This is a genomic window from Planctomycetota bacterium (assembly GCA_038746835.1).
Lineage (GTDB): Bacteria > Planctomycetota > Phycisphaerae > Tepidisphaerales > Tepidisphaeraceae > JBCDKH01.
Genome location: JBCDKH010000033.1, coordinates 1 through 23,599, shown reverse-complemented (window position 1 = coordinate 23,599; position 23,599 = coordinate 1). Strand labels below are relative to the sequence as shown.

The window sequence follows — 23,599 nt, the reverse complement described above, 5'->3', positions numbered from 1 at the left end:
GGCTCATTGAAGAGCACGTCCTCGGCGGCAAGCCGGTGGAGGAGTTCCGTTTCGCGACGGACGACCTGGGCAGCCGAAAACTGGTCATGCGCGGCAGCGGCTTCATGATCGACAGTAGCAGCAGTAGCCGCCCGATCTCGGCTTTCGCCCAACCTCTCAGTCGCGGTCCACGTTTCGGCTGCCCAGGTCGTCCGTCGCGAAACGGAACTCCTCCACCGGCTTGCCGCCGAGGACGTGCTCTTCAATGAGCCGCGTGATCACGTCGGCGTCGGCCAGCTCGTACCACGTGCCATCGGGATAGACGACGGCAATCGGGCCGCGATCGCAGAACTTGAGGCAGCTGCAACGTGTGACAAAGAGCGAGGCGTCTTGCTCCTCATCGAGGTTGACCTGACCGGCAAGCCGTTTGAGTTGGCCCCACGCCTTTTTTCCGAGCTCAGAATCACAGCAGGCCGGGCCATCGCAGAGGAAGACGTGGTGGGTGAGCTTGCCGACGCCGAACTTCGGCGCAAGCTCCTTCGGCGGTGTCCGCCGGACGGTCTTGGCGTCGGAGTCGTCGGCCACGTGGCAGGTTAGCGGCGCATAACGACCGTCGGCCGACGCGTGATTGCGTCGGCCGACGGAGCACCTTCTCCGCGGCGTCCGGAAGACGGGCGGAAGTCGGTTGTTGGATGAGGTCGCTCAGACGCGACGGCGACGCAGCGCCGCGAGGCCGGCCATGCCCAGGACGGCGATGCTTGTCGGCTCGGGGATAACGTTGCTGAAGCCGGGGCTACCGCCCGCACCTGCACCACCGGTCAGATTGCCGGTGCCGAATTCAAGGAAGCCTGCGGTGCTGCCGCCATCAACTTCGAGGAAGAAGCCAGCCGGGAGGAACGTGCCGTCGGGACCAGCTGTCAGATCGGCAACAATTGGCGTGCCAGCCTCGTTCGCGCCGAGGGCATCTGTGCCATCAGTCACAAGAACGCTGTAGACGTTGCCCCCAGCCGAGTCCTCGAGGAGCACGGTGTATGGGCTGTTCTCGACAGCATTCGCGGGCAGTGTGACGTCGGGGACGACCGAGAAGCCGGTCGTGGCGAGTGGGTTGGCGAAGAGGAAGAACTCGCCAGCACCGAGTGTTGTGGCGTCCGGCACCACATAAGGGCTGCCGCCGTCCGTGCCACCATCATCGGCGTCATAGAGCGTCACGGTGTACCCACTGATGTCGACCGGGCTGACACCGGCGTTGAACAGTTCAATGAACTCCCAGTCACTCCCACTGGTGCTGCCAAGCAGCTCGTTGATGACGATGTTGGCCTGCGCCTGGCTTGCAGCAACCGTCGTGGCGGCGGCGAGAAGAAGGGTCGTGTGCTTCATGGGTGGTGCAATCTCTCGAAAAAGGGTTACTCGCTCCGGCGGCCGGATGCGACTGCGAAGGAACATACCCAAACCGTTTTGAGCCGCACGTGAATGTCTTGTGAAGAAACATGCCATTGTGTCTCTTCCTTGCCTTACAAACGGCGCGAACAACCCATCCGCGCATCAGATCACGGCTCGGAGCAGGCCAACCACCACCGCAAGCCCGATCAGCCATGTCGCGTTGACGCGTCGCCAGAGCATCAGGACCAGCGTCGCCGCCCCGATGGCGAGGTTGATCGGGTCAAGCGGCCGGCCCGTAGCGAAAGCGGCTGGGGTGAGGTCGACGCAGACCGCGAAAATGAGCCCGACAGCGGCAGCGGCCATGGCGGAGAGCATCGCCTTGGCCCAGGCGAACCGACGCAGCTTCGCCAGCACCGGCCCGAGCAGGGCGACGAAGACGAAGGCCGGGGCGAACATCGCCGCCGTCGCCAGGAGGGCGGTGCCGATCGCGCCGAGGACGCCGAACTCGAACGTGACGCTGCCGATCAGGTAGCCGGCGAACGTGCTCGTCGTCAACAGCGGGCCGGGCGTCACCTGACCTATGGCGACGGCATCGAGCACCTGCGCCTGCGTCAGCCAGCCCAGTCCGTCCTCGGTCAGGCCGGTCTGCAGATAGTTGACCAGGACGTAGCCGCTGCCGAAGAGCGTGCCGCCGACTTTGAGGAAAAAGCCTGCCATCCGGATGAGTTCGCCCGAGTCGACGCCGACCGGCACCGCGACCGCCAGCGCGGCTGTGCCGGCCTTGATGCGGTCCGCGACGATGCCCGCGACCGCCGCCGAAGCGAGGATCATCAGCTCGGTCTGACGCCACGCCGGTGCGAGGTCGTAGACGTCGAACAACGTCGGCAGCCGCAGGGCGAGGACGAGCGCAAGCCCGACCATCATCGCCCCGAATGGCCCTTTGACCGTCGACCAGAGCAACCGAACACCCGCCACCGCGACGATCGCGACCACGGCCGACGAGACGGTGTGCATGACGACGTCGCGTGCGGCCAACGCCTCATCGCTGATTTCGCCGACCGCGACGTAGGCGATCGCCAGCGGCAGGATGATCAGCACGGCCGGACCGATGAAGCAGCATCCGGCGACCAGAAGGCCCTTGAATCCGCCGCGGATCTGGCCCATGTGGATCGCCAGCTCCGTCGAGTTCGGCCCGGGCACGACCTGCACAGCCGCCACGGCCTCGGCGAAGCGTTCGCCGCTGAGCCACTTCCGTTTGTCGACCAGCTCGTCCTGCATCATCGCCGTGTGCGCCGCCGGTCCGCCGAAGGCGAGGAAGCCGAGTCGCAGGAAGACGCGGGCGATCTCGCCGAGGCTGCCGGGCGGGTCACTTGGCGTACTCATCGGCCCACTCGCAGAGGGTGTGGAAGAGCAGCTTGTGGCCTTCCTGAATGCGGTGCGCCTTGGTCGCCGGGACGAGCAGTTCGACGTCGCATCGGCCGCGGATCTTGCCGCCGTCCTTGCCAAGGAAGGCGATGGTCCTGAGGCCTGTTCGTTCGGCCGCGTCGAGGGCAGTGACGACGTTCGGGCTGTTGCCGCTGGTCGACAAGACTGCCAGGACGTCGCCGGGCTTGCCAAGGGCTTCGACCTGGCGCGCGAAGACGTGGTCGTAGCCGAAGTCGTTGGCGCAGCAGGTGAGGACCGTCGGGTCCGTCAGTGCGATCGCGGCCAGTCCGCGGCGGTCGGCCTGGAAGCGGGCGACGAGCTCTTCCGCGAGGTGCATGGCGTCGGCACATGAGCCGCCGTTGCCGCAGACGAGTAGCTTGCCGCCGGCGTTCCACGAGGCTTCGAGCAAGCCGCAAGCAGCGCCAAGCTGCGGCCCGAGCTTGCCGGCAAGGCCGACGACCTCGTGCGCCTCATCGACTGCACGGCGAAGCAGGTCTGCGGGATCGGCCACGGAGTGAAGATAGCCGCGTGGCTACCGCTCCTCGCTCGCGTAGAAGTCGAGGTAGAAGTAGAGCGTGTCCTTCCCCTGCGTCTGACGCGTTCGGCCGTGACGGAAGCGGTGCTTCTCGAACAGCGATACGGCGGCGGAGCGTTCGATGAAGGTGTCGAGCGCGACCTTCAGGCAGCCCTTTTCGCGGCAAAACCGGACGGCGATGTCGAGAAGCCGGCTGCCGACGCGGCGGCGGCGGTGCGGGTCGGCGACGCGGAGGCGACGGATCTCGCCGATGCCTTCGTCGTGGTGCTGCACGCCGATCATGCCGATGACGGTGCCGTCGGGCGCGCCGACGCGCTCACCCTGGCCGGGGGCGACCTCGGCGACCCAGAAGTGGTTCAGCCCGCCCTGCAAGTAGGCCATCGGGATGTCGTCGATGTCGAGGCCGGTGTCGTTCTCCGCAAGCTGCCCGCCCAAAATGCCCGCGGTGTACAGCGTCCGGCACGCTTCAGCGTCGGCATCGCGAAACGTCCGGATCGTGTAGGCGTCGCTCCAGCCGGCATCGGACTCGGCCGGCGACTCCACCGGCTGGTCGGCGAGCGGTCCGGGGTTTGTGGCCTGCGGTTCGGACAAAACGGGTCGTGCGGACTGGGTGGAAGGAAAGGAAGGAAAAGCTGAAGGCGTGAAGCGTAGCGGAGGCTGCAGCAGTCGGCTACGGGCGGTCTGCAGCTGCTCGCGCGGAGCAGTCATGCGGTCACATCGACCGTCAGCAATCGAAGGGCGGACCGGCGCGTCAGGTGCGTCGTGTCGATCGTCGCAACGGTCTTGGTTCGCGTACGGAAAAGCGCACCCGGATTGATCCACCGCACCGGCCCGATTCGTTCGTCGTGGGGTGCGTGGCTGTGTCCCGTGAGCAGCAGGTCGGGCCCGTGACCCGTCGATTCGGCCTCGCGGAGGAGGCGCCTCGTCGCGCTGAAGGCGTCGCCATGGGCGAGGACGATCGTTGTCTCGCCGAGCGTGAACGGCTCGTACGGCTCGTGCAGGACGAGGCCCAAATCGCTGGCGTAGCGGGCGGCGGCGGGGGAGACGTCGTCGTTGTTGCCCCAGACGAAGTGGCAGCCGGTGCCCGCCAGGGCGTCAAAGACGGGCTCGGCTGGACGGGCGTAGTCGCCGATGTCGCCGCAGTGGAGGAACGCGTCGACCTTCGCCTTCTGCAACAACTCAACCGCCGCCCGGCAGGCGTCGGCCTTGCCGTGGGTGTCGGAGAGCACGCCGAGCCGCATGTCGAAGCGTAGCGGCAGCTGCCCTGTGCCTCAGCGGTCGTACGAGCCGGTGAACATCGCGCCGATCTTCCGGCCCAGCATGCGATACGATTCGCGTCGCAGCTCATTCGGATCGCCCACTTCGTCGACGGCGATCTTGGCGGTGACGCGTTTACCGGCACTGCCGTCGGCGGGGAAGATCTCGTCGCCGAGTTGGTCGAGCACGCGGACATCCGCTGCTGCAAGGCCGATGTCGTTGGTGCCGAGCGTGTCGTCCTCACCCGGAACGGCAAGCTCGATGACGATCACCCGCCCGGCGGAGGCTCGGCTGCTTGCGTAGCCGACGTCGTCGTTGGCCTGGAGCGATCGGCGGGCCTCGATGATCACCGGATCAGCGGTCAGGGCGATCTCGGTGCCGACGACCGCCTCGTTGCGTTCGAGAACGAGAAAAGCCTCGTGCTCGCCCAGGTCGAACTGCGAACCCGGCCGATCAGGAGCGCGCCTCTTGCTGTCAGCGAGGCCCGGGATCGCGGTAAACAAGGCACAACCGCCCGTCGAGAAGGCGAGGAAAATCAGCAGAACCAGCCGGCTCAAAACGGCTCCTCGCCGGGACGTTCGATGAAGCGATTGACGATGCCCTCGGCCATGACATCAACCAGGCCGGCGTAGGCGGTGTCGGGGCGGAGTCGCTGGCTGCCTTCTTCCAGCCCGTCTTCAGGAAAGCTGAAGGCGATCGCCTGCTCGCGAAAGACCTCCACGCCCGGCGGTGGCCCGCCGTCGGCCGCTGCGATGGAGGCTTCCTCGGACGTCGTCAGCGGGTCCTCGACCTCATAAACGACAATGCCGACCTCGGCGACGCCGCGCACCAAACCGGCCGCCGCACCGCCGCGTGTGGTGAATTGGGTGATCTGTACGTAGATCACGCGCTCAGCACCAGCGAGGGCAGCAAGGTCTTCGCCCGTCAGCGTCGAGAGCGTCGGATCGTCGCGGAAGGCTCGGATGTACGACCGTGCCGGGTAGGCGATCGTCATGCCTTCGAGCGACTGACGCGTGGTGCGTTTGTTGCCGTCGCGGGCGGCGACGAGTCGATCCTCGACCAGCTTGCCGATCTGACGCGTCAGGGCCGGGTGGCTGACGTCGATCTCAGGCGTCGCCCAGACGATGACGCCCAGCGTGTGCCCGCCGAGGTCCTCGTACGCCGGCTCGACAATGGGCGGCGGCAGCGTCGAGGCGGCGAAGCCGAGAATGTTGCAGCCCGACGACATCGCCACCAATCCGCCCGCAGCGGCGAGGAGTAGGGCACGAAGACCATTGGGGCGACGTCGCAAGGCCCGCAGCGTAGCGATTCGTCGCTCGGAGCACACCATCTCCACGTGATCGGACTGATGCCCAGAACGCCAATCAGCTCGACTCGATCAGCAGCACCCACGCCAGCTTCCAGCCCCACGAGGCGATGCCGAGCGCGACGACGACGATTGCGATCGTCCCGCCCCGGCCGGTGGCGGCGCGGGAGATGAGCCGGTGGACCGGACGGGCCGTCACCGCGATGTAGCCCGACGTCCAGATGGTGATCGCCGCCGCGATGGCCATCAGTGCCGCGAACGGCTGGACGATGAACGCCGAAATCCACTCCCACCGGACGGCGTGGCTGAAGGCCGTCGTCATGCCGCAGCCCGCGCACGGCAGTCCGGTCCGGTCGAGGAAGCCACATGTCGGAATGCCCAGGCGCGACGTCGTGCCAACGCCGGCCGGATCGGGCGAGAGGTATGCGGCGGTGGCAAGCAAGCCGATGCAGCCGAGCGCAATGCCGACGCAGAGCAGACGCGCAGTCGTCGTCGCCCGCACCGGCTCGCGCGGCGGCATCAGGACCTTCATCGGCGGCACGGCGGGCACGTCGGTCATGCGTCGCCCTTCGCCGAGGCCTTGGCGTTCGCGTAGGCCGTCCACTTTTCCGCCCGGCCGCGGGAGGCGTCGACCGGGTACTTCTGGGCGTTGGCGGCGAGCTTGGCCTCAAACGCATCGGCGAGGTCGATCTGCTGGTCGTGCGCGATCAAGAGCACCCAGCCGAGCACGTCCGCCAGCTCGTCGCCCAACTCGCGTCGACGGACCACGAGGTGCTCGTCCAGCTCCTGCCCATTCTTCCACTGGGCCAGCTCCAGCAGCTCGGCTGCCTCGAGGCTGAGCGAGAGCATCTGGTCCTTCGGGTTGTGGAACTGCTCCCAGTCCCGCTCGCCTCTGAAGCGGAGCAGGGCGTCGGTGAGGCGACGCAGGTCGTGACGATCGTCCACGCGGGACACTACGGGACGCGACCAGCGCGGAGGTCATCGAGCATCGGCGGAAGCGTGTCATCGATCCATTTGCGGACGTCGTCGGCCTTGAGGTGGGACAGGTCGACGGGATGCCCGTGATAGACGCGGATCGGCTTTAGCTTCGGCAGCTTCGCGCCCTCGCGTGGCCAGGCGTCGAACGCACCGTCGATCACCGTCGGCACCACCGGCACGCCGGCCTTTCGGACCATCAGGCCGGCGCCCTTCTGGGCCGGACCGATCTGGCCGTCGTAGCACCGCATGCCCTCGGCGAAGACAGTGAGGAGCCAGCCGTGCTTGAGCAGGGCGATCGACTCCCGCATCGCCCCCATGTCGCCGGCACCTTGTCGGACGGGGAAGGCGTTGACGTTTCGGATTGCACGATCAAAGAGCCCGCCCTGGAACAGCTCGCTCTTGGCCAGGAACGCTGCCGGCCTGGGCAGACGCAGCGTCAGCATCGGCGGGTCGAGGTAGCTCTGGTGATTGCTGACGATCAGCACCCCGCCCGTCCGTGGCACGCGTTCGAGCCCGTAGACCTTGAGGTCGAACGCGAGCGTGGCAACGACGCGGAAGAGTGCCTGTGCCGTCTTGTAAAAGAGCGTTCCCGTCGTCGGGTCGCCCAGGTCCAGAGAGCCGTCGGCACGCATGGGCGGCGAGACTAGGAGCGGCAACCGCCAGCGTTTGAACACAGCCGCCCCAAAAACGAATCCGGTCGCGTTCTCCCTGCAGACGCCCGCTTCGCGGTGAGCGCCAGCGAGCCACCGTCGCGTTGGAACGCTCCCGGCTCCAAGAGGCTCGCTTCGCTCACCGCTCAACGCGGCAACGCGTCGGCTCACAAAACAAACACCAGGAACAAGACCTTGCGACAGCTACGCGTTTCCAATAGCCGCAACGCAAAAGAACGCGACCTGCCAACAAGTGGCAGGCCGCGTCGGGGGGGTGGGGAATGCTGGTGAGGCCTGTTCCGGCCGTTGCTTGTTAGAACAAGAGTACCCCACTCGCCGGGGACGTCAAGCTGCTGCTCCTGAAAATCTGGTCAGCAGGAACAGCGCCCGCCAGCGGCTACTCGGCCCGGTTGAACCGATCGTTCAGGTAGGGCCAGTTGACGACGTTCCAGAACGCGTCCACGTAGTCGGGCCGCTTGTTCTGGTAGTTGAGGTAGTAGGCGTGCTCCCAGACGTCCAGGCCGAGGATCGGCATCTGGCCGTGCATGATCGGCGAGTCCTGATTCGGCGTGCTGGTGACCTTGAGTTCGTCGCCTTCCTTGACCAGCCACGCCCAGCCCGAACCGAACCGGCCGATGGCGGCCTTCTTGAACTCGTCCTTGAAGGCCTCGAACGAGCCGAAGGTCTTGGTGATCGCGGCAGCCAACTCGCCGACGGGCTCGCCACCGCCGCCATTGCCGGCCGGGGCCATCATCTCCCAGAAATGCGCGTGGTTGTGCGCTCCGCCGCCGTTGTTGATGACGGCCTGACGAATGCTGTCAGGCACTGCGCTCGCCCCGTCGGCGAGCACCTCGTGAAGAGGCTTGTCCTCAAACTCGGTGCCTTTGACGGCGTCGTTGTATTTGCTGACGTAGGTCGCGTAGTGCTTGTCGTGGTGGACGCGCATCGTCGCCTCATCGATGTGGGGCTCGAGCGCGCTGTAGTCGTATTCAAGATCTTGGACGGTGGTGTAAGCCATGGGCTGACACGATCCTGCAACTGACGCGCCGCGCGAAGCAGGAAAACCTTTGAGCGGCCAGGCCGTACCATCGAACGCCACGGATGGTGCTCACGACCGAAGACCAGCAGGCCAATGCGCCGACCGATGACTTGACGTCTGCCCTGCGGCAGACGTTCGGGCTGGACCAGTTTCGTCCGATGCAACGCGAAGTCGTGGAGGACGTTCTGGCCGGTCGAGACGTCCTGTGCGTCATGCCGACGGGGGCGGGCAAGAGCCTCTGCTACCAGCTCCCGGCCACGCAGCAAGACGGCCTGACGCTCGTCGTAAGCCCGCTGATCTCCCTCATGGAGAACCAGACTGGCCAGCTGCGCGACGCGGGCATCGCCTGTCGCATGCTCAACAGCAACATGCCCGCCGACGAGGTGAGGCGAACGCTGGCCGACCTCGACAACGGCTTCGAGGGCCTGCTCTACGTCGCGCCCGAGCGGTTCGCCAACGCCGGCTTCCGACGCATGGTCGGCGACCTCTCGCCCAAGCTCTTCGCCATCGACGAGGCCCACTGCATCAGCCAGTGGGGCCACGACTTCCGGCCCGACTACCAAAACCTCGGCGACGTCCGGCACGACCTGGGCAACCCGCCCACGATCGCCCTCACCGCGACGGCGACAGCCGAAGTCCGCGACGACATCGCCCGCAGCCTGGGCCTGTCCGACCCGTCGATCGTCGTCACCGGCTTCGATCGCCCGAACCTGCGGTACGAGTCGCGTCGCATCCGCGGCAAACGCAACAAGCTCGACACGCTCGTCGACCTCGTCACCCGCGGTTCCGGCACGGCCATCGTCTACTGCGCGACCCGCAAGAGCGTCGACGAGGTGACGGACCACCTGTCGCAGCATCTGCCGAGTCGCCCGGTGATGAGCTACCACGGCGGCATGGACCCGGCCGCACGGACCGACAACCAGGAACGCTGGCTCCGCACCACCAACGGCGTGGCCGTCGCGACCAACGCGTTCGGCATGGGCATCAACAAGCCCGACGTCCGACTCGTCGCCCACTTCAACACGCCCGGCTGCCTCGAGGCCTATTACCAGGAAGCCGGCCGGGCCGGTCGCGACGGGCAATCGGCCCGCTGCGTGCTGCTCTTCAGCTACGAAGACCGCTTCACGCAGGAATACTTCATCGACAACATCAAGGGTGCCGACGAGGCCGACCCGGAACTGGTCGAGGAGATCAAGCGTCGCGAGCGGGACAAGCTCGACCGCATGATCGGCTACGCCAGCACCTTCCGCTGCCGACGACAGCAGATCCTCGACTACTTCGGCGACGTCGCCCGCGTCGACACCGAGCACTGCCGATGCGACGTCTGCCGAAGTGGCGAGGTGCCTGACGACGAGGAGAACGTCGTCGCCGTCGACGATCGGACGCGTGACCTGATCCGCAAGCTGCTCAGCGGCGTGGCACGCCTGAACGACAAGGTTGGCGTCGGCACGGTGGCCGAAGTCCTCACCGGCAGCGAGAGCGAGAAGGTCACCCGTCGCGGCCACGATCGCCTGCCGACACACGGCCTGCTGGGCGACCTGCGGACCAAGCAGGTGATCGCCATGCTGCACCGCCTCATCGAAGTCGGCCTCGTCCAGCAGGCGGCGATCGACGGCGACCCGCGGTACAAGGTGGTGAAGCTGAGCCAGGCGGGCGTTCGCGTGATGAAGGCCGAGGTCGACCCGCCGACGCCGCTGGCGGACTTGGCCCCGCTGCGGCCGAGCCGAAGATCGCCTGAGTCCCCCAAGAAACTCATCCAACTTGACACTGCCGGAGGCGACCGGTTCCAGCGGCTCAAGTCCGTCCGCACCGAACTCGCCCGCGACCGCGGCCTGCCGGCGTACTGCGTCTGCAACGACCGCACTCTCCGCCTCATCGCCGCCGAAGCCCCCGCCGATGCGGAAGCCCTGACGCAGATCAAGGGCATGGGCCCCCGCAAAGTCGCCGTCTACGGCCAGGCCCTCCTCGCCGCCCTCCACGACGAGCCGCCGGAAGAGGGTCCCCGCTTCGTCGCCGACGGCGATGTCGACGTCAACGACGAGTACCCGTCGCGGGTGTGACGAGTGGCACTTTCCTCGGTTTTTTGGTAGAATTGGAGAGCTAATGCCTCGCGTTGACCTCGACACACCGGCCATTCCACGCGAGCCGCTCCGGCATCGGCCGATGGCGGAACTGGTGGAGGAGGGCGTCGCGCTCAGCGTCTACTACGGCATGAAGATCACCCCGTCCGCCGTCGCTCGCGTGCTCGATGAGGCCGGCGTGCCCTACGTCCTTGCCGGCGCCCACGCCGTCAACGCCCACACGGGCAGGCCACGGGCGACGCGGGATGTCGATGTCCTGACCGACGCCCCCAAGAAGGCGGCCGAGGCGCTTCTGGCTGCTTTTCCAGAGCTTCAGGCACGCGACACGCCCGTCGTGACGCGACTACTGCTCGACGGCGACGAGGCCGTCGACGTCATGAAGGCGAAGCAGAGCAAGCTGTTTCGCCGGGTCGTCAAGACAGGTCAGCAGGTGACCGTCGACGGGACACCAGTGCGGGTGCCATCGGTCGAGAGCCTGCTCGCGATGAAGTTCAATTCGATGATTTTCCTGGGAAGACAGCTGCTCGATCGCCAGCAGGACGGGCTTGATTTCGCTCGACTTCTACTGGCCGCCGACACGATGGGCGTTCCTGTCGACCTAGATCTGCTCCGAGAGCTGGGTCAACTCGTCTACGCCGGCGGGGGCGACGAGATCCTCCGCCACGCCGACGACGTCCGCGCGGGCCGACCGATGCAGCTGTGACCGCTAACCTCCCGGCATGGCGGACATCAACCTGCTGGCCATCGACGTCGGGCACGCACGCGTGAAGCTCGGGGCCTTTGAGGCCGGTGAGCTCGTCGAGTCGTGGCGACCCGACGTCTCCGAGCCGGCCAATGTCGAAGGGGCGATCGAGCAGGCCCGCGAGCGGCTCGAAGGCCACGACGCCGAGGTCGTCATTGCGGCCAGCAATGCCAGTTTTTCCCAGGAAGTCGAGCATCTCGTCAAGGCCGCCGGGTGGGGCGGGTCGCAGCGGGTCGGACTCGACGTCGACCTGCCGATCGCCGTCGCGACCGACGAGCCGGACCGCACGGGCGTCGACCGCGTTCTCAACGTCGCTGCCGCCTACGAGCAGTTGAAAAAGGCCTGCGTCGTCGTCGACGCCGGCACCGCGATCACCGTCGACTTCTGCGACGACCAGGGCACCTTCCTCGGCGGCTGCATCGCGCCTGGTGCTTCGCTCATGGCCAAGGCGCTGCACCAGGTCGCGCCGCAACTGCCCGAAGTGCGACCCTCGTTTTCAGCTGATTCTTACGGGAAAAGCACCGAAACGGCGGTCAACGCCGGCATCGTGCAAGCCCTCCGCGGGCTCGTTCGCGAGAGCGTCGAGCGGCACGCCATGACCCAGGCCGTCTGGCCGGAGGTGATCGCCACGGGGGGCGAGGCGTTCGATCTCTTCGGGGGCGACGAGCCGTTTGAGCTGATCCACGCCGTCAGCCGCGACCTCACGCTCTACGGGATCGCACTGGCCTACGCCAATCATCACATCAAACACAAGACGTGAACCGCGTCCGCCTGCTCACGGCCCCGGGCGCGGCCGCTCTGGCCGTCGTGCGAATCGACGGACCGGATGCCTCGTTTTTCCTTGAAAAACGATTCAATCGCGTTCCCAGCCCGGGGCGGCTGACGCACGGCGACTGGACGCTCGACGACGGCTCGGTGCTCGACGATCCGCTCGTCCGCGGAGGCGACGGCTGGTTCGAAGTCCACCTCCACGGCGGACGCCGGATCGTCGACCGGTTCCTCGAGGATGCAGAAAATAAGGGGTTTTCACGCGTTTCCGCTCCGCCACCGTCGACTTGGCGGGACTTGCTGCCGCACGCGACCACCGTCGCCGGCCTGCAACTGCTTGCGGCCCAGGAACATGCAGACCCTGCCGACGCCGACCCCGAAGACCGAACGCTCCAGCGTCTGCTGACCCCCGCACTGGTCGCCATCGTCGGTCCGGCCAACGCGGGTAAGTCGACACTGGTCAACGCGTTAGCCGGTCGGCAGGCGAGCCTCGTCGCGGATCGGCCGGGGACGACCCGGGACTGGGTCGAGACGACCGCCGTCCTCTGCAATGGCCGGCTGCCGGTCCTGCTCGCCGACACGCCCGGCCGGCGCGACGACCCGGAAATGGCCCACGTGGAGCGCGCCGCGATCGACCTCTCGGACCGCGTCATCGACGCCGCCGACCTTGTCGTTCGCGTGCTCGATGCAACGCGACCTGCGGAACTTCCTGGTACTCGGCCCGGTACGCTGGATGTCTGGAACAAGACCGATCTTGTCCCCGCGGCGACCGGACTCAACATGTCGGCCACCCGACGGCGGAACATCGACAAGCTGGAGCAAGAAATCGCTCGCCGACTCGGCTGCCGGCTCGATCTTCCGCCCCGGCCGCTGCTCTGGTGACGCAAACGCCGCGCGTTCGCCGTTACGATCGGCGGCATGCGTTGGCTCTTCGCACTCGCCCTCTGGATCGCCACCGGCGGAATCATCGCCATCGTCTACGGCCAGGACGCCGGCGAGGCTGGACCGACCACCCGTGAGGCCGCCAGCACCGTCGTCCGGCCACCCGGCGCGGGAGCCAACGAGGTCGGCACCGCCGTCTACGCGGGGGACACCATCCTCCTCGACTACTACCCGAAGTCGCAGCTCCGCACCGAGCACACGATCCCCGAGGCGGCGAAGTTCCCGGCCGTCGACGTGCACTGCCACTGGTCAATGCGGGAAGACCCGGCCGCCATGCTCGCGGCGATGGACCAACGAAACGTCGCCTTCGCCGTCAACCTCAGTGGCGGCGATACTGTTGACGAGGTCGCCGCGATGCGCGAGCGATTCTTTAATGAACGATTCCTAATTCTCTTCAATTTGGATTATAGCAGATTCGGTGACGACGCTTTTTACGAGTCTTATATCAAAGAAGCTAAAGCTGCCGGTGCGTCGGGTCTCAAGATCTGGAAAAACCTCGGCCTGACGTTGAAGGACGACGCCGGGAACCGCGTCGCCGTCGATGATCCGCGGCTGGACATCGTCTGGCGGACCTGCGGCGAGCTGGGCATGCCCGTGCTGATCCACGTCGCCGACCCGGCCGCGTTTTTCGATCCGATCGACGCGGACAACGAGCGGTGGACCCAGCTCTACCGCCGGCCCTCCTGGTCGTTCCACGGCGAGGAGTTCCCCAGTCGCGAGCAGGTTCTGGCCGAACGCGATCGCATGATCGCCCGTCATCCCAACACGCAGTTCATCGGGGCCCACGTCGGTAACGAGGCGGAGGACCTCGCGAGCGTGGCCGAGCGGATGCGTCGGTTGCCAAACCTGCACGCCGACATCTCCGGCCGCGTCGCCGAGCTGGGCCGACAGCCGTACTCGGCCAGGCGGTTCTTCCTTGAGTTCTCCGACCGCATCCTTTTCGGCACCGATCGTTATCCCGGCCGGCCCAACCAGCCGCGGTATCGGCGGTACTACCAGTTTCTCGAAACGGACGACGAGTACTTCGACTATCACGAACACGACTTCCCGCCAACCGGCGAGTGGAAGATCTATGGCATCTTCCTACCGGATGATGTGTTGAGGCAGGTCTACTACGAAAACGCCGCCAAGCTCTTCGGATTGCCTCCTCTGCCGTAACCAGCGATCCGTCATCCTGAGCGAGCGGAGCGGCGATTCGAAGGACCTCGCCTGCGGGATGTTGGAGAACTGAGCGAGGTCCCTCGACTCCGCTTCGCTCCGCTCAGGATGACGAGGTGATGACTCACCCCACGCGGTCGGCGCGGCGGCGTTGCTTCTTCTCTCCGTGCTGCCGCTTGGCTTCGAGGCGGCGACGGACGGCGCCGCGGCTGGGCTTGGTTTTGCGTCGCACCTTCGGCCGATGCAGCGCTCGGGCGACCAATTCTGCCAGCTTTTCCCGGTTGGTTTGACGATTGTCGCGCTGGCTCCGGGCCGTCTCGGTGCGGAGGTGGACCTCGTCGCTCTTGGTCAGCTTCGACCCGGCGATCTTGCGAAGCCGGGCTTGGGCGTGCTCATCGAGGCCGAGGATGGCGTCGACGGCGATCCAAAGCTCGACGGCCGTGTCGAGCTTGTTGACCGACTGGCCGCCGGGGCCCGACGAGCGGCTCGTCTGCTCGCGCAAGTCGGCCAGGGCGACGCGGGCGCTTGGCCCGAGCCGCAGGTGCTGGCCCTCCTCGTAGACGCTCGACATCGCGAGCAGCGTAGGGGTGGGTGGGGGCGGGGGGTTGCGTTGCGGGAGTGGGAAGACTTCCGGGGCGAGGCGTGGTGGAGCCGCATTCCGGGGCATCGCTTCGCTCAGCCCACGGCGTCCTCGCGTGAAAGAGGAGAACGTCCTCTGGTGAATCACAAGTCAACTCAGCAGACGTACCTTACGAGCTGGCGCGACTCAGCCGGGGCAAGGACGACGTGCGCGCCGGCGTCGCGGAGTTCGTCGGCGTAGGCGTCGTCGGCCACGACAATCACACGGCCGCCTCGGCCGCCTTGGTCGAGCCACCAGCGGGCGACGGAAGTCGCACGCGTTGCCTTCTCTGCGTCGTCGTCCGCGATCACAACGGCCTTGGCCTGTAAGGTCGCGGCGGCTTCGAGACTGCCGGAGCGGTCGGTTTCACCGCGGACCGTCTCGAACCCCGCTGACTCGGCGTCCGTCGCACCGGCGGGGCTCATCGTCACGACCACGCACGGCACGTCGCGCTCTTTCAACTCGCCCGCGAGTCGTCGTCCCAGGTCGCCGAAGCCGTCGATGACGATGTGACCCCGCAAGCCGGCCTCGTCGTTGCCGGCATCCGCACCGCCGGCGAGCTTGAGTCCCAGGCTCGCCATGACGGGCGTCAGGAGCATGAGCACCACGCTGGCGGCGATAAAGACGTCGAAGCCGTCCGCCCGGCCCAGCGGTACCAGACCGGCGGCGCCGCCGACCGTCGCCAGCACGAACGCGAACTCGCCTACCTGCCCCAGAATCAGACCCACGCCCGCCGACTGACGCCAGCTCCGGCCGACGACCTTGACTGCGAGCGTCGTGATCAGCGTCTTCACCGCCGCCACAGCGATGACGATGCCGGCGATGAGCCCGATGTTCTGCAAGACGAAGGCCGGGTCGAGCAGCATGCCGACGCTGACGAAGAAGGCGGCGCTGAAGAGGATCTGCAGCGGCATGACCTCGCCGATGGCGTGGTGGCGAAACTTGCTCTCGCTGACCATCAGGCCGCCGAGGAACGCGCCCAGGGCCGCACTCACGCCGGCCAGGCTCGTCAGCCAGGCGGTGGCGATGCAGATGGCGATCGTGGTCAGGAAGAAGATCTCGCCCCGGCAGGTGCGGGCCACATATTCCATGACCACCGGCACCGCCCGCCTCGCCAGCAGCAGCACGGCCGCGATGACGGCACCGGCCTTGACCAGCGCCCAGCCCATGTCGCCCAGCCCGCTCGCGAGCGACGTCGTCTCGCCCTCGGCCGGGGCGGCGAGCATGGGGACGAGCATCACCATCGCCACGACGGCCAGGTCCTGGAAGATCAGCACGCCCAGCGATGCCTGTCCGGGGCCGTCGCTGGCCGAGGCACTGGGTCCGAGCAGCTTGAGCACGATGGCCGTCGAGCTGAGGCTGACGAGGCACCCGGTGAACAGGGCGGCCCGCAAGTCGGCGAAGAGGCTCACGATGCCCGCGACGACGGCGATCGTCCCGACCACCTGCAGCGTTCCGGCCCCGAAGATCAGCTTGCGGATGGCGGCGAGCCTGTCGAGGCTGAACTCGAGGCCGATGGTGAAGAGCAGCAGGATGACGCCGTAATCCGCGACGGCCTGGATGACGGCCTCGTCGTCGAGCAGGCCGAGTCGTCCGCCGATGCCGCCCGGTCCCACGAGCACGCCCGCGAGCAAGAAGCCGACGATCGGGACAATTCCGAACCGCTGGCACAGGTAACCGAAGACCGCCGTTGCGACGACGATTGCCGTCAGCTCGGGCAGGAACGTCACCTCACCGGCAGCGATCAACAGCGGCAGCAGCATGAGCTCAAACCCTACCGGTAGTTGCTCGCTTCTGCTCCAGCAAACGGTCGAAAACAGGTGACACGAGCTTCAGATCGTGCCCGAAACGCCAGCTAGTCCCTGCTAGTCGAGGTGGAGCAGGAGACCGATCTGGAAGACGACGTTTTGCATCTCTACATCGCCGTTGAAGACGTCGAGGTCGCTGAACATGTAGCGGACGCCGAGGTCGATATCGATGTCGTCGTCGAAGCGGAAGAGCATGCCGCCAAGGCCCTGGACGTAGAGGGCGACGTCGTCATCGCTGCCGACGGCCACGCCGGCACCGCTCGAAAGGGCAACGGGCGGGTTGGCGAAGCTGACGTAGGCCAGGCCGCCACCGACGCCGCCGTAGACCTTGACGTTCGGGCCGAGCCGGGCGTCGACGATGCCGTTCAGGCCGAAGCTGTTCCACGTCATGCCGTCATCGATGGCGTCGCGGAAGTCGGCCAGCAGGAGCAGATACTCCGCTTCGATACGCGGGTTGAACCGCGCGTTGGGTGCAAAGCCGTAACCGAATGCCGCGTACAGGCCGCCACCCCAGCCGAGGGTGAGGTCCTGCGGCACGTCGACGTCGACCAAGCCAGGCGAGTTCGGATCCGACGACGGGACCGCCTCGGTGGTCACACCGGAGAAGGTCAGGTCCTGCGGGAAGAGCAGCTGCGTGCCGAATCGCGTGTAGAAGGGGGCACGGGTCGGCGTGTTGACCCGCTCGAACAGGTTCGGCTCGTCGGCACTGTCGGCCGGGCCGGCATCCTGCAGGTAGACCGCAGAGTCGAGCAGCGACATCGAGCCCTCGTGGCGAGTGGCTTGGAGGTCGGCCTCCTCAGAGGCGAGCTGCGCCGAAGCGGTATCGACCGAGACGAAAAGTCCCGCGATGGCGGCAAGGGCGGCGGTAGCGACGGCGTGATCGGCGGCAGGCATGAGCAGGTGGGCGGGCATCGTACGGACGTGTCGGCCGGACGCAAAGCAGCAACCGGCCGCCAACGCGACCGCTGTACCTCTTGTCGACGCGCAACGCCCTGGGACATCAGACCGAACTGCTCGCGAGGTCTGATAAGCCGCCGGACCGGATCGAAAATGTCACTTTGACACGCCTGCCGACCCGCGTTAAGCCAGAGCCATGCCCGAACCAGAACGCCGACGTGCCGTCGTGGTGATGTTCGATTCGCTGAATCGGCACTTCCTCTCGCCGTACGGGGCGGCCTGGACGCGGACGCCCAACTTCGCCCGTCTGGCCCGCCGGGCACGAACGTACGACCGCAGCTACGTCTGCTCGATGCCCTGCATGCCCGCCCGTCGCGACATGCACACCGGCCGGCCGAGCTTCATGCGGCGTGGCTGGGGCCCGCTGGAGCCGTGGGACGACTCGATCTTCACCCGCCTGCGCGACGACGCCGGCGTCTACAGCCACCTGTCGACCGACCACTACCACTATTTCGAGACGGGCGGAGCCAACTACCACGCCCGCTACGACTCCTGGGAGTTCTTCCGCGGCCAGGAGGGCGACCCGTGGATCGGGCAGGTCGGCGAGGTCGACACGCCCGACCACGTCAACGGCAAGCTCCAGCGGCAGGACTGGGTCAATCGCCCCTACACCGCCCACGACGAAGACCACTACCAGACCCACACCTTCAACTCAGGCCTCGACTTCATCGATCGCAACGCCGACGAGGACAAGTGGGTCCTGCACATTGAGTGCTTTGACCCGCACGAGCCATTCACGTGCGATCCGCTGTGGAAGTCGCTCTTCCCCGATCCGGACAACGAGCGGGGCGATCCGATCTTCGACTGGCCCAACTACGGCAGAGCACCGGAAGGGAAGCTGGTCGAGAAAGCCCGCCGCAACTATGCGGCGCTGCTCGCCAAGTGCGACGCCAGCCTCGGCCGGGTGCTGGACGCCTTCGACGAGCACGACCTGTGGGACGACACGATGCTAATCGTCTGCACCGACCACGGGCTGCTGCTGGGCGAGCACGACTGGATGATGAAAAACACGCCGCCGCTCTACGAGGAGGTCAGCCACACGCCGCTCTTCGTCCACGATCCGCGTCACAGCGATCGAGGCGGCACGCGGACGGGCAAGCTGGTTCAGCCGGCGATCGACCTGGCACCGACGCTGGCAGGTTTCTTCGGCTGCGCACCGCCGAAGCATGCGACGGGGCTGGACCTGTGCGACGACGAGGCAACCCGCGACGCGGTACTGTTTGGCTACTTCAACGCACGGGCGAACCTCGTCACCGAGCGTCACGCCTACTACCGCGGCGGCCGGGAGGATGTGAAGTGCCCGGCCTACACGATGATGCCGATGACGATGCGCGAGCCCTTTCCGCTCGAGCAGCTTCGCGGCGCGACGCTGGCCGAGCCGCTGGCCGACTCTGAAGGCATCCGGCCTCTTGCCACCGGCCCGACAGGCAGCCGGCCGGAGCAGAGCTCGTCGCTCCTCTTCGACCTCGCCGACGATCCCGCTCAGGATCGACCGCTCGACAACGCCGACCTCGAGAGCGAGTTGGCCGACCGCATGAAGGCGATGATGGCCGACATCGACGCACCGCCGGAGCAATTCGAACGACTCGGCTTCGCGTAGCAGGCGGTCACGGCTCGCGGAAGTGCTGGGCGATCCGGTCCCGGATCGCCTGCTCCTCTTCCATCGTCGGCAGCGTGTTGTGGTCGGCGTCGACCAACTCGATCACGACCGCTCGGCCCGCGTAAGCGTCGATGATCTGATTCTGGTACGCCGGCGGGATCAGACTGTCGCCGGTCGCCTGAAGGAAGATGGCCGGCGTGTGGCACTGGGCGGCGTTGGCGATCGAGTCGAGCTCGCTGGGCACACCCGACGCCAACGGCCACGCCGCCAGCCACAGATTCCACCAGCCGTAGCGACCCATGATCAGCTGCCGCAGAGGCGGCGGGTTTTTCAGGATCAGGCCGGCCACCGGCAGATCGCCGCGACGCTTGGTCGCCAGTGCGAGTGCGACGGCCGTGCCCATTGAGTCGCCGTCGACGTAGCACGGGGCATCGCCTGCCTGCGTGTTCATCGCCTCCCAAACTGCCTCGGCCGCGGGCAGCAGCTTCCGAAGACTCTGCGGCCCGGGCGATGCGCCGAAGCCGGGATAGTTCAGCGCCCACACTTCCGTCGGCACGTCGTTCCAACGCTGGGCGGTCGGCGTGGCCTCAACCTCCGCGCGGCTGGCGTTGCCCATCAGCCGGAGCACGTATCGCTCCGGCGGCCGACCGATGGCCGAAGCGCTGGTGGCGATGAAGACCTCCAGCTCGCCGACATCCGACGCGATCGTCGCCGGCGTCGCACCGGCGGCGGCCATCGGTCGCGTCGAGCCGAACAACAGCAACCGGTCGGCCAAGGCCCTGCCGCAACCCAGCGGGAACATCACCACAAAGTAGACCGCCAGCCCGACGGCCACAGCGATCAGCCGTCGCTTGAGCCATCGAGACCAGCCGGTTCGCTCGCTCACGAGCCGAAGAAAATGCCAAGCTCGCGCTCGGCCGACTCGGGCGAGTCGCTGCCGTGGACGAGGTTGGCCGTCATGTCGTGGGCGTAATCGCCGCGGATCGTGCCGGGCTCGGCGTCCATGAACTTGGTCGCGCCCATCATCTTGCGGACGACCGGCACCACGGAGTCACCGCTGAGGCACAGGGCCACGCTCGGCCCGCCGGTGATGAACGAGACCAGGTCCTCGTAGAACGGCTTGCCCTTGTGCTCGCCGTAGTGCGTCTCGGCCGTCTCGCGGGTGACGGTCATCATCTGCATCTTCTCGACGACGAAGCCCTTGGCCTCGAAGCGGCCGATGATCTCGCCGACGAGTCGGCGTTGGACGGCGTCGGGCTTGAGCAGAACGAAGGTCTTATCGGTGGCCATGCGTGCACGGTAGTCACGCGCGACAAAGCCACACACCGTCATCCTGAGCGAGCGCAGCGAGTCGAAGGACCTCGTCTGGACGCTGGAGCAGAACCGCTGCGAGGTCCCTCGGCTGCGCTCGGGATGACAGAGAACAGTGTCGGTCTAAGCCAGCGTCGTGCCCTTGTACATCGGCACGTCGGTCGGCTCTTCGTCTTGCTCGTCGGTGAAGCTCGACCGCAGTCCGACCAGGGCGAGCATTCCGGCAAGACAGGCGACGCTTCGCGAGTTGCGGGTTGTATCAGCACAGAGCCGCACGTGGCTCGGGTCGTACGGGTCGAACATGATCGAAATGCGCTTCCCGACCTCCGGCAGTCGGCCGTCTGCGCGGTCCACCGTGCGCTCGATCGTCGGCCAGACGCGCTGGGCGTAGTACGTCCGGTCGTGAACCTGGTAGGAGAAGACGACTTGGCCTTTCTCGTCGACGGCTTCGACCCGGCCCGTGTGCACGTGCAGCTCGCCAGAAGGCGTTCGCACCGTTGGCCGGAGGACGACCATCCACAGAATCGCCACTGCAACGGCCACGGTCACAATGCCGCCGCCCCGCGTCGCGCCGGCCAAAGCCAACCAACGCTCCCGCCACCCGCGTCGCACCAACGTCTGATCCGCCAACGTCACTTCAAGAGCATCGACGCAAACCACCTCGTGCTTAAGGACGATCAAACCGGGACGCACGCGCCGCGCCGCTCACGGACACGGACGAGCAGGGCGTCGTAGTACTTTCGGGGCACGCGACGCCGATTGCCGCAGCGGCCGAGGACGATCCAGCGTTTGGCCGAGCCGTGGAAGTCGCTGCCGCCGGTCATGAGCAGGTCGTGACGCCGGCGCAGGTCCTTGAGCTCGGCGACGAAGCTCTCGCGGTGGTCGTTGTAGATGACCTCGACGCCGTCCAGGCCGAGCGACGCGAGATGGCCGACTTCGCTGGCGAGTTGGGCGAAGTTTTGCTTGCGAAGCTGGTTCGGGTGCGCGAGCGACACCACGCCACCCGCCGAACGAACGGCCGCGATCGCCTCGGCCGGTTCGGGCTCGCGACGGTCGAATCGGAACGCGCCCGTGTTGCCGAGGTAGTAGCGGTAGGCGGCGTGAACGTGGGAGACGTACCCCTTGATAAGCAGCAGCTTGGCAAAGTGCGGCCGACCGATGACGCGGGCGTCGTCGGCACCGCCGTTGCGGCCGCGGGCGATTTCGTGCAGCTCTTCGAACGTCACCTCGATGCCGACGGAGCGGAGCTTGGTAACGAGGAATTCGTTCCGCTCGTGCCGGGCGTCCTGCAAGTGGGCGGTCAGGCGACGCAGGCCGGCATCGTTCGGGTCGAACCCGTAGCCGAGCAGGTGCATGACGCCCGGCCTGGGGTAGGCGGCGCTGATCTCGATGCCGGGCAGGAACTCGATGCCGAGCCGACGTGCCTCGTTCGCCGCTTCGGGCAGGCCGGCGACGGTGTCGTGATCGGTGATCGCGACCGCCGACAGTCCCGCAGCCTTGGCACGACGGATGAGGCCGGCCGGGCTATCGGTGCCGTCGCTGGCGGTCGTGTGGGTGTGCAGGTCGACGTACAGCGGAATCGACGACGTCCCGTTGCCATTGCGACGAACCGGCTGAGCGACCTTGGGCATCGGCGTCTGCCCGAGTCCACGCAGGAGTGGCCGCGACGCTCCGTTGGCCCCACCACCCGCGCCCGCCGCCGGGCTACCGAAGGCCGCCAGGCCCGGTGGAAGTGGTCTTAACCGGCTCTTCACGATCGGGTGAGCCTAACGCACCGAGGGCAATTCGACCAAGGGTCGCGGAGCGATCGTTAAAACATGCGAAACGGCTGACGATGTCGACATGACGCCGAAGCGGAAGCTTCGGGTTCTGGGTCCACGCCAAACACACGACCCGAAGCTTCCGCTTCGGCGTCCGTTCCCTTCGATCTGTCATCGATCAGACCGTCGCGGCCGGCGCGTCGGGCGTCGACTCGAACAGCGGGGTGCTGAGGTACCGCTCGCCGAAGCTGCACATGATCGTGACGATCGTCTTGCCCTTCATCTCGGGCCGGGCGGCGACCTGGGCGGCTGCGCAGATGTTGCCGCCGCTGGAGATGCCGCCCATGATTCCCTCTTCCTTCGCCAGCCGCTTGCCCCAGGCGAAGGCGTCGTCGTTGCTGATCTGAACCACCTCGTCCACCGCGTCCAAATGCAGGTTGTCCGGCACGAAACCGGCACCGATGCCCTGAATCTTGTGCGGCCCGGGTTGAAGTTCGTGGCCCTCGCGGGTCTGCGTGATGACTGGCGAGTGGACCGGCTCGACTGCGATCGCCTTGAAGTCGGGATTCCGCTCCTTGAGCACCTCGGCCACGCCGGTGATCGTCCCGCCCGTGCCGACGCCGGCGACGATCGCGTCGACCTTGCCGCCGGTGTCCGCCCAGATCTCCTCGGCCGTGGTTTGCTTGTGGATCTCCGGATTGGCCGGGTTGTGGAACTGACCGGGCACGAAGCTGTCGGCCGTCGCGTCGGCCAGTTCTTCCGCCTTGGCGATCGCACCCTTCATGCCCTTGGCGGCCTCGGTCAGGACGAGCTCGGCACCCAGCGCCGCCAGCAGGCGACGCCGCTCGATGCTCATGCTCTCGGGCATCGTCAGGATGCAGCGGTAGCCCTTGGCGGCGCACATGAAGGCGAGCGCGATGCCGGTGTTGCCGCTGGTGGGCTCGATGATGACGCTCTTGCCGGGCGTGATCTTCCCGGCCTCTTCGGCCACCGAGATCATGTTGTAGCCGATGCGGTCCTTGACGCTGGCCAGCGGGTTGAAGAACTCGCACTTGGCCAGCACGGTCGCCTGACCTTCGGGAATGAGCCGATTGATCCGCACCAGTGGCGTGCCGGCGACGGTGTCGGCGATCGAATCGTAAATGCGGCCGTGGGGCTTGAGAGGCATGATGCGTGGGTTGAAGGGTCGGAGATTCCTAGTTGGCGATAGGGTATGCGGCCACCGGTCGGTTGCTACCTTCATGCAATGGCAACGCTGCGTCCGGGGTTGGTGTCGGTGACGTTCCGACGGCTCGAGCCGCATC

26 protein-coding genes are annotated in these 23,599 nt (G+C 66.8%); 6 read left to right on the top strand and 20 right to left on the bottom strand.

The features are described 5' to 3' along the window. Window positions 1–156: 156 nt before the first annotated feature. The 12 genes from AAGI46_05495 to AAGI46_05440 form a co-directional block, all read right to left on the bottom strand. Window positions 157–564 (bottom strand): (2Fe-2S) ferredoxin domain-containing protein, encoded by a 408-nt coding sequence (locus AAGI46_05495; GenBank protein MEM1011659.1) that lies wholly within the window; start codon window positions 562–564, stop codon window positions 157–159. A 117-nt stretch (window positions 565–681) separates the two neighbouring features. Next, window positions 682–1,356 (bottom strand): lamin tail domain-containing protein, encoded by a 675-nt coding sequence (locus AAGI46_05490; protein MEM1011658.1) that lies wholly within the window; start codon window positions 1,354–1,356, stop codon window positions 682–684. 165 nt (window positions 1,357–1,521) lie between these two features. After that, window positions 1,522–2,742 (bottom strand): chromate efflux transporter, encoded by a 1,221-nt coding sequence (chrA, locus tag AAGI46_05485; protein MEM1011657.1) that lies wholly within the window; start codon window positions 2,740–2,742, stop codon window positions 1,522–1,524. Beyond that, window positions 2,726–3,295: an SIS domain-containing protein gene (locus AAGI46_05480; GenBank protein ID MEM1011656.1), complete on the bottom strand. Its 570-nt coding sequence runs from the start codon at window positions 3,293–3,295 to the stop codon at window positions 2,726–2,728. Before AAGI46_05480 ends, chrA begins: the two co-directional genes overlap by 17 nt. Before the next feature lie 21 nt (window positions 3,296–3,316). Beyond that, window positions 3,317–3,910: a GNAT family N-acetyltransferase gene (locus tag AAGI46_05475; protein MEM1011655.1), complete on the bottom strand. Its 594-nt coding sequence runs from the start codon at window positions 3,908–3,910 to the stop codon at window positions 3,317–3,319. 113 nt (window positions 3,911–4,023) lie between these two features. Beyond that, window positions 4,024–4,560 carry a YfcE family phosphodiesterase gene (locus AAGI46_05470; GenBank protein ID MEM1011654.1) on the bottom strand — a complete coding sequence of 179 codons (537 nt, stop codon included), beginning with the start codon at window positions 4,558–4,560 and terminating at the stop codon, window positions 4,024–4,026. Window positions 4,561–4,590: 30 nt separating this feature from the next. Next, window positions 4,591–5,079 (bottom strand): hypothetical protein, encoded by a 489-nt coding sequence (locus tag AAGI46_05465; GenBank protein ID MEM1011653.1) that lies wholly within the window; start codon window positions 5,077–5,079, stop codon window positions 4,591–4,593. Window positions 5,080–5,129: 50 nt separating this feature from the next. Continuing rightward, window positions 5,130–5,867: a hypothetical protein gene (locus tag AAGI46_05460; GenBank protein MEM1011652.1), complete on the bottom strand. Its 738-nt coding sequence runs from the start codon at window positions 5,865–5,867 to the stop codon at window positions 5,130–5,132. A 73-nt stretch (window positions 5,868–5,940) separates the two neighbouring features. Then, on the bottom strand, window positions 5,941–6,441 hold the full coding sequence (locus AAGI46_05455) for a DUF2752 domain-containing protein (protein MEM1011651.1): 501 nt from the start codon (window positions 6,439–6,441) through the stop codon (window positions 5,941–5,943). After that, complete coding sequence (locus AAGI46_05450) at window positions 6,438–6,827, bottom strand: MazG-like family protein (GenBank protein ID MEM1011650.1); 390 nt, start codon at window positions 6,825–6,827, stop codon at window positions 6,438–6,440. Before AAGI46_05450 ends, AAGI46_05455 begins: the two co-directional genes overlap by 4 nt. A gap of 8 nt (window positions 6,828–6,835) precedes the next feature. Next, window positions 6,836–7,492 carry a lysophospholipid acyltransferase family protein gene (locus AAGI46_05445; GenBank protein ID MEM1011649.1) on the bottom strand — a complete coding sequence of 219 codons (657 nt, stop codon included), beginning with the start codon at window positions 7,490–7,492 and terminating at the stop codon, window positions 6,836–6,838. 415 nt (window positions 7,493–7,907) lie between these two features. Beyond that, complete coding sequence (locus AAGI46_05440) at window positions 7,908–8,528, bottom strand: superoxide dismutase (protein ID MEM1011648.1); 621 nt, start codon at window positions 8,526–8,528, stop codon at window positions 7,908–7,910. An 83-nt stretch (window positions 8,529–8,611) separates the two neighbouring features. On the opposite strand from AAGI46_05440, the gene AAGI46_05435 reads away from it, so the two are divergent. Genes AAGI46_05435 through AAGI46_05415 form a run of 5 tightly spaced genes read left to right on the top strand, consistent with a single transcriptional unit; the run spans window position 8,612 to window position 14,240 of the window. Beyond that, window positions 8,612–10,609: an ATP-dependent DNA helicase RecQ gene (locus AAGI46_05435; GenBank protein ID MEM1011647.1), complete on the top strand. Its 1,998-nt coding sequence runs from the start codon at window positions 8,612–8,614 to the stop codon at window positions 10,607–10,609. A gap of 43 nt (window positions 10,610–10,652) precedes the next feature. After that, window positions 10,653–11,333, top strand: coding sequence for a hypothetical protein (locus AAGI46_05430; GenBank protein MEM1011646.1), 681 nt, complete (start codon window positions 10,653–10,655; stop codon window positions 11,331–11,333). A gap of 16 nt (window positions 11,334–11,349) precedes the next feature. After that, window positions 11,350–12,132 (top strand): type III pantothenate kinase, encoded by a 783-nt coding sequence (locus tag AAGI46_05425; protein MEM1011645.1) that lies wholly within the window; start codon window positions 11,350–11,352, stop codon window positions 12,130–12,132. Beyond that, window positions 12,129–13,022, top strand: coding sequence for a GTPase (locus AAGI46_05420; protein ID MEM1011644.1), 894 nt, complete (start codon window positions 12,129–12,131; stop codon window positions 13,020–13,022). The genes AAGI46_05425 and AAGI46_05420 overlap by 4 nt, the downstream gene beginning before the upstream one ends. Before the next feature lie 36 nt (window positions 13,023–13,058). Next, on the top strand, window positions 13,059–14,240 hold the full coding sequence (locus AAGI46_05415; protein MEM1011643.1) for an amidohydrolase family protein: 1,182 nt from the start codon (window positions 13,059–13,061) through the stop codon (window positions 14,238–14,240). A 124-nt stretch (window positions 14,241–14,364) separates the two neighbouring features. On the opposite strand, the gene arfB is transcribed toward AAGI46_05415, so the two are convergent. From arfB to AAGI46_05400, 3 genes are all read right to left on the bottom strand, one after another. Then, window positions 14,365–14,811 carry an alternative ribosome rescue aminoacyl-tRNA hydrolase ArfB gene (arfB, locus tag AAGI46_05410; protein MEM1011642.1) on the bottom strand — a complete coding sequence of 149 codons (447 nt, stop codon included), beginning with the start codon at window positions 14,809–14,811 and terminating at the stop codon, window positions 14,365–14,367. Window positions 14,812–14,975: 164 nt separating this feature from the next. Then, complete coding sequence (locus AAGI46_05405) at window positions 14,976–16,622, bottom strand: cation:proton antiporter (GenBank protein MEM1011641.1); 1,647 nt, start codon at window positions 16,620–16,622, stop codon at window positions 14,976–14,978. A gap of 102 nt (window positions 16,623–16,724) precedes the next feature. Continuing rightward, window positions 16,725–17,579, bottom strand: coding sequence for a hypothetical protein (locus tag AAGI46_05400; protein MEM1011640.1), 855 nt, complete (start codon window positions 17,577–17,579; stop codon window positions 16,725–16,727). 181 nt (window positions 17,580–17,760) lie between these two features. Between AAGI46_05400 and AAGI46_05395 the strand changes: the two genes are divergently transcribed. Then, window positions 17,761–19,224 carry a sulfatase gene (locus AAGI46_05395; GenBank protein ID MEM1011639.1) on the top strand — a complete coding sequence of 488 codons (1,464 nt, stop codon included), beginning with the start codon at window positions 17,761–17,763 and terminating at the stop codon, window positions 19,222–19,224. A gap of 7 nt (window positions 19,225–19,231) precedes the next feature. Here AAGI46_05395 and AAGI46_05390 read toward each other — a convergent pair whose 3' ends face one another. The 5 genes from AAGI46_05390 to cysK form a co-directional block, all read right to left on the bottom strand. After that, a complete protein-coding gene (locus AAGI46_05390) occupies window positions 19,232–20,110 on the bottom strand; it encodes an alpha/beta hydrolase (protein ID MEM1011638.1) in 879 nt (292 codons plus the stop codon). Beyond that, the gene (gene ndk / locus AAGI46_05385) at window positions 20,107–20,514 is read right to left on the bottom strand and encodes a nucleoside-diphosphate kinase (protein ID MEM1011637.1); all 408 of its coding nucleotides are present in this window, start codon (window positions 20,512–20,514) and stop codon (window positions 20,107–20,109) included. Before ndk ends, AAGI46_05390 begins: the two co-directional genes overlap by 4 nt. 144 nt (window positions 20,515–20,658) lie before the next feature. Continuing rightward, window positions 20,659–21,171 carry a hypothetical protein gene (locus AAGI46_05380; protein ID MEM1011636.1) on the bottom strand — a complete coding sequence of 171 codons (513 nt, stop codon included), beginning with the start codon at window positions 21,169–21,171 and terminating at the stop codon, window positions 20,659–20,661. A gap of 41 nt (window positions 21,172–21,212) precedes the next feature. After that, a complete protein-coding gene (locus AAGI46_05375) occupies window positions 21,213–22,289 on the bottom strand; it encodes a PHP domain-containing protein (protein MEM1011635.1) in 1,077 nt (358 codons plus the stop codon). Window positions 22,290–22,473: 184 nt separating this feature from the next. Further along, window positions 22,474–23,463 (bottom strand): cysteine synthase A, encoded by a 990-nt coding sequence (gene cysK, locus AAGI46_05370; GenBank protein MEM1011634.1) that lies wholly within the window; start codon window positions 23,461–23,463, stop codon window positions 22,474–22,476. Between the last annotated feature and the right edge of the window lie 136 nt (window positions 23,464–23,599).

What these genes read in the sequence shown, in the direction of transcription:
- AAGI46_05490 (MEM1011658.1), bottom strand. Translation starts at nt 1,356, where the DNA reads ATGAAGCACACGACCCTTCTTCTCGCCGCCGCCACGACGGTTGCTGCA.
- chrA (MEM1011657.1), bottom strand. Translation starts at nt 2,742, where the DNA reads ATGAGTACGCCAAGTGACCCGCCCGGCAGCCTCGGCGAGATCGCCCGC.
- AAGI46_05470 (MEM1011654.1), bottom strand. Translation starts at nt 4,560, where the DNA reads ATGCGGCTCGGCGTGCTCTCCGACACCCACGGCAAGGCCGACGCCTGC.
- AAGI46_05455 (MEM1011651.1), bottom strand. Translation starts at nt 6,441, where the DNA reads ATGACCGACGTGCCCGCCGTGCCGCCGATGAAGGTCCTGATGCCGCCG.
- AAGI46_05445 (MEM1011649.1), bottom strand. Translation starts at nt 7,492, where the DNA reads ATGCGTGCCGACGGCTCTCTGGACCTGGGCGACCCGACGACGGGAACG.
- AAGI46_05440 (MEM1011648.1), bottom strand. Translation starts at nt 8,528, where the DNA reads ATGGCTTACACCACCGTCCAAGATCTTGAATACGACTACAGCGCGCTC.
- AAGI46_05435 (MEM1011647.1), top strand. Translation starts at nt 8,612, where the DNA reads ATGGTGCTCACGACCGAAGACCAGCAGGCCAATGCGCCGACCGATGAC.
- AAGI46_05430 (MEM1011646.1), top strand. Translation starts at nt 10,653, where the DNA reads ATGCCTCGCGTTGACCTCGACACACCGGCCATTCCACGCGAGCCGCTC.
- AAGI46_05425 (MEM1011645.1), top strand. Translation starts at nt 11,350, where the DNA reads ATGGCGGACATCAACCTGCTGGCCATCGACGTCGGGCACGCACGCGTG.
- AAGI46_05415 (MEM1011643.1), top strand. Translation starts at nt 13,059, where the DNA reads ATGCGTTGGCTCTTCGCACTCGCCCTCTGGATCGCCACCGGCGGAATC.
- arfB (MEM1011642.1), bottom strand. Translation starts at nt 14,811, where the DNA reads ATGTCGAGCGTCTACGAGGAGGGCCAGCACCTGCGGCTCGGGCCAAGC.
- AAGI46_05405 (MEM1011641.1), bottom strand. Translation starts at nt 16,622, where the DNA reads ATGCTGCTGCCGCTGTTGATCGCTGCCGGTGAGGTGACGTTCCTGCCC.
- AAGI46_05400 (MEM1011640.1), bottom strand. Translation starts at nt 17,579, where the DNA reads ATGCCCGCCCACCTGCTCATGCCTGCCGCCGATCACGCCGTCGCTACC.
- AAGI46_05395 (MEM1011639.1), top strand. Translation starts at nt 17,761, where the DNA reads ATGCCCGAACCAGAACGCCGACGTGCCGTCGTGGTGATGTTCGATTCG.
- ndk (MEM1011637.1), bottom strand. Translation starts at nt 20,514, where the DNA reads ATGGCCACCGATAAGACCTTCGTTCTGCTCAAGCCCGACGCCGTCCAA.
- cysK (MEM1011634.1), bottom strand. Translation starts at nt 23,463, where the DNA reads ATGCCTCTCAAGCCCCACGGCCGCATTTACGATTCGATCGCCGACACC.